Source organism: Vibrio qingdaonensis, assembly GCF_026191675.1.
Taxonomy (GTDB): domain Bacteria; phylum Pseudomonadota; class Gammaproteobacteria; order Enterobacterales; family Vibrionaceae; genus Vibrio; species Vibrio qingdaonensis.
Genome location: NZ_JAKRRY010000160.1, coordinates 1 through 531, shown reverse-complemented (window position 1 = coordinate 531; position 531 = coordinate 1). Strand labels below are relative to the sequence as shown.

1 protein-coding gene is annotated in these 531 nt (G+C 44.8%); it reads right to left on the bottom strand.

Annotated features, from left to right (window positions below):
* Positions 1-35 precede the first annotated feature (35 nt).
* The gene (gene tnpA, locus MD535_RS25820) at positions 36-464 is read right to left on the bottom strand and encodes an IS200/IS605 family transposase (protein ID WP_265678135.1); all 429 of its coding nucleotides are present in this window, start codon (positions 462-464) and stop codon (positions 36-38) included.
* Positions 465-531 lie beyond the last annotated feature (67 nt).

Here is a 531-nt window from a genome sequence, read left to right as displayed (position 1 = left end):
GTAGATACCCCCGTGCATGCACGGGGTACTTACTGTTACAACTCCATGCGGAGTTGACCAGAATCCTTTTCGCCCTGGTGTCTAACGTAATTCGCTATAATTTGTTCATTCACGCCTACGCTACTGACAAAGTAACCTGGCGACCAAACAATGTTCTCTTTCCAGTAAACCTTACTTAGCCAACTGAACGTTTTTCGCATGTGGTGCGACGATAGGCTTTTTAGTTTACCCATGACGTCTGAAATACTGTATTTCGGTGGGATAAGCATCATCATATGCAGATGATCTTCATCAAAGCCTATCGTCTCGATCTCAACGCCAGGTAAACTTCGCAGTAACTTTGGCATAACCTTCCGTAGGTAGCTGCACATACCAGGATTCAGGATTTTCCGACGGTACTTAGTTACCCAAACTACGTGATACTTCGTGTAATAGACACTATGGGACGAGGTGTAATATTGCATTTATCCATCGTACCGTCTCCAAAGGCATTCATCCACGGGTAAACCCGTGGTTTTCTGTATCCACAGA

What these genes read in the sequence shown, in the direction of transcription:
- tnpA (WP_265678135.1), bottom strand. Translation starts at nt 464, where the DNA reads ATGCAATATTACACCTCGTCCCATAGTGTCTATTACACGAAGTATCAC.